The sequence below is a fragment of the Ancylomarina sp. genome, from assembly GCF_041555295.1.
Taxonomy (GTDB): domain Bacteria; phylum Bacteroidota; class Bacteroidia; order Bacteroidales; family Marinifilaceae; genus Ancylomarina.
Genome location: NZ_JBFFKR010000345.1, coordinates 1 through 3,063, shown reverse-complemented (window position 1 = coordinate 3,063; position 3,063 = coordinate 1). Strand labels below are relative to the sequence as shown.

Genomic DNA, 3,063 nt, shown 5'->3' with positions numbered 1-3,063 from the left:
GTCTGTTTGTGTGTCACAAGAGTCGCCACATTCACAATCTGATTCAGTTTTGGTATTGCAATTTGTATCACAGCTAGCAGTCTCAGTTGGAATGTTTTTCTCAAGTCCATTCTCCCTTTTGTCGTAGCGATTAGCCAACATACCACCCACGTAACCTGTAACTAAAGCTATGATGGGACGAATAATGGCAAATGGAAGTCCCAGTAGGGAATAGGTTACCAGTATGGAATCGACACCCGTTTGTGGGGTTGAGATTAGAAAAGAGACTGATGAACCTTTACTTGCTCCACTTTTATAAAAGGAAATACCAGTAGGAATAACACCACATGAACATAAAGGCATGGGGATGCCTAAAAGAGATGCATTCAGTACGGAGCGACTATTTTGTTGTCCCATATACTTATCGATGAATTTCTGGGGAATGGCAACTTTTAAAATACCCGCAAATAGAAAACCTAAGAGCAGATAGGGCGACATTTCATTAAGAATCTGAATGAAATCGATAAAAAACTGTTTTATATATAGCGTGATATCCATGGTTTTTATAATTGGTTTTAATAAGAGCGAAAGTATAAAAATATATGGATTATTCAATATGTGTAAGCTCTGATTTCAGTGTGTTCAAGAAAAATACCTACATGTAGGTATTTTCTTTTATTAAGATTAAATCTAGTTTAGCAGCGTCAAACAAGGCTTAGCTTTTGTTTAAAATAAAGGATTATATCTAAACTAAATAAAAAAATGAAAAAAGGATTATTGTTATTGATGGCTGTTGCTTTTGTTTTCGGATTGAAAGCACAAGAAGTAAAAGATGAGTACAAGAGTATTGGTACTACAATTTTAGAAAGAGTTAAAGATGAAAAATTAAGTATTGGTGGTTATGGTGAGATTCACTACAACCAGCAAGTGAGTGGTCAAACTCGTTATAATGGTAAAATGGATGTTCATCGTATGGTGATGTTTTTTGGATACCAGTTCAACGATAAGACTTCATTTGTTACTGAGCTTGAGTTTGAACATGTGAAAGAGGTTTACGTTGAGCAGGCTTTTTTAAACTATAATGTTAGACCAAACACAGCTTTACGTGCTGGTTTGATGTTGGTACCAATGGGTATTGTGAACGAATATCATGAGCCAACAACTTTCAATGGTGTTGAGCGTCCAAGTGTTGATAAGTATATTGTTCCTACTACCTGGAGAGAGATTGGTTTCGGTATCAATGGTCGTTTAGCTAATGCGCCTTTAAAATACCAAATGTATATCATGAATGGTTTCAATGGTTATGACGGATCAAGCAAGCTTAGAGCGTCGGATGGTGTACGTAAAGGTCGTCAGAAAGGTGCTGAGTCAACTTTCACTTCTCCTTCATTATCAGCAAAAGTTGATTACTATGGTGTTAAAGGTTTGAATTTAGGTCTTTCTGCTTACTTTGGAAAGACTCAGTCGTCAGCTTTCGACGGATTAGATAAAGATGATAGCATCGCTGAAAACTTTGCAGATTCAACTCGTGTAGGTATTAGCATGATTGGTCTTGATTTCCGTTACAGACTTGATGCATTACGTTTGAAAGGTCAGTATATTCACTCTTTCCTGAACAATGTTGATGAGTATAATAAAGTAGCTGATGGGGCTGATTTAGGTAAGCAAATGATGGGGTACTATGTTGAAGCTGGATATGATTTACTTCACGGTAAGGATCAAGCTTTAATCCCATTTGTACGTTACGAAAACTACAATACTCAGCACAAAATGGTTTCAGGAGAGATCGCTAATAAAGCATACGATCGTGAAGATATTTTTGTTGGTTTGAGCTATCATTTAGCAAAGGGAGCAGTTGTGAAAGCTGATTACCAGTATTCAAAAAATGGTAACGATGATAAGGCTTACTTCTTAAACTTTGGAGTTGGTGTTTGGTTCTAAGAGAATATTGACTAAGATATTATAATCTTTAATTGCGAAGTAGGTGGGGTGCCATGTGCTTCGCAATTAGTGGTTTTAAACTAAATTTATGAGAAAGACTGCTATTTTAATTTGTTTGCTGATTTCCAGCCTTTTGCTAAATGCTGCTGATTTTCCTAAATCAATTCAAAAGAAAATTGATAAGACTTTGGTGAAGCTTTTCCCAAAAAATGTTGTTGAGTTGAGAGATATGGAGGTTTCGGATACCTTGATTTCATCATATACATCGGTGAAAAATGTTAAGGTTTCTCTTTTAAAAACATCAGAATCCGAATTGGGCTATGCTTGTTTTGCTTCTTCAAAAGGTAAAAATGATTACTTTGATTATATGGTGATATTCGATACCGATTTACTTATTATGAAAGTAGTTGTGCTTGTTTACCGATCAACTTATGGGGGAGAAATTATGTCTCGTTCCTGGTTGAAGCAATTTATTGGAAAGAGCAGAGGAAAGTCTTTACAAATAGATAAAGATATTGATAGTATATCTGGAGCAACACTTTCTGCGCCTTCAATCACTTTAGGAGTAAAAGATTTAAGTTTGTTGATTGCAGCGATTAATAAACAGGAGAAATAAATTAAGAATTGTGTAAGGGGATAGTAAATATGAAACTTGCCCCCTTGCTTTTTTCACTTTCTATCCAGATCGAACCACCATTGGTTTCTACAAATTCTTTACAAAGAATTAAACCTAAACCAGTCCCCGTTTCATTATTTGTGCCTAAAGTTGATGTATTACTCTCAATTTTAAAGAGTTTATCTTGTTGCTCTTGATTAATACCCACACCATAATCTTGAACAGACAACTGAAGCATCTTATTATCAACTTTAGTAAAGATATTAATTTCTGATTTAGGATATGAAAATTTGATGGCGTTACTAATTAGGTTACGGATAACTGTATTGATCATGTTGATATCAGCATACACATGGCTGTTTTTATCAATATGCGAGTTAATCTCGATGGATTTTTCTTTCGCTTTAAGTCTTTGAATTTCGATGTTTTCCTCAATAACCTCTGAAAGGTTAAATTCTATTGCTTGATGTTTGATGCTACCGAGTTGAGATTTAGCCCATTGTAATAGGTTTTCAAGTAGTGAATTC

At 35.1% G+C, this 3,063-nt stretch carries 4 protein-coding genes; 2 read left to right on the top strand and 2 right to left on the bottom strand.

Annotated features, from left to right (window positions below; all coding sequences use genetic code 11):
- On the bottom strand, positions 1–537 hold a 537-nt coding region (locus tag ABY905_RS15675; protein ID WP_372645564.1), incomplete at its 3' end, for a permease.
- Between the two features lie 204 nt (positions 538–741).
- Here ABY905_RS15675 and ABY905_RS15670 point away from each other — a divergent pair.
- Together ABY905_RS15670 and ABY905_RS15665 are read left to right on the top strand one after the other, a co-directional pair.
- The gene (locus ABY905_RS15670) at positions 742–1,920 is read left to right on the top strand and encodes a hypothetical protein (protein WP_372645563.1); all 1,179 of its coding nucleotides are present in this window, start codon (positions 742–744) and stop codon (positions 1,918–1,920) included.
- Between the two features lie 88 nt (positions 1,921–2,008).
- The gene (locus tag ABY905_RS15665) at positions 2,009–2,536 is read left to right on the top strand and encodes an FMN-binding protein (protein WP_372645562.1); all 528 of its coding nucleotides are present in this window, start codon (positions 2,009–2,011) and stop codon (positions 2,534–2,536) included.
- Position 2,537: 1 nt separating this feature from the next.
- On the opposite strand, the gene ABY905_RS15660 is transcribed toward ABY905_RS15665, so the two are convergent.
- A partial coding sequence (locus ABY905_RS15660) for a sensor histidine kinase (protein ID WP_372645560.1) occupies positions 2,538–3,063 on the bottom strand: 526 nt, incomplete at its 5' end.